The organism is Erwinia sp. PME.40.26/001, from assembly GCF_055556675.1.
The window spans coordinates 1-274 of sequence record NZ_JBVHNP010000156.1; the positions used below are offsets into that span (position 1 = coordinate 1).

At 77.7% G+C, this 274-nt stretch carries 1 protein-coding gene; it reads right to left on the reverse strand.

Annotation, left to right across the window (positions count from 1 at the left end; genetic code table 11):
* Positions 1-224, reverse strand: a 224-nt coding sequence (locus ACZ3HG_RS23645; RefSeq protein ID WP_465334804.1) for a hypothetical protein, incomplete at its 3' end; no start/stop codon positions are given.
* Positions 225-274 lie beyond the last annotated feature (50 nt).

Here is a 274-nt window from a genome sequence, read left to right on the forward strand (position 1 = left end):
TAGGGACCGTCCGCGAAGAAGGACGGCGTGGCGCCGGCTGGCAGGGCGGCGCCGAACGCCCGCAGCGACTGCTCGCCCGGCGGCAGCGGCCGCAAGGCGCCCGGCGCATAGGCGAGCGAAACGGGCGCCGCCGTCGTGACGTGGTAATCGGTCGAGGGCACCGGGCCCGACGGCGCGCAGCCGGCGGCGGCGGCGCAAAGCAGGAGGGCAGGCAGGGCGCGCATCTCAGTCGGCCACGAACCCGGCCGCGACGTCGCCAGGCGCGCTGCCAGGC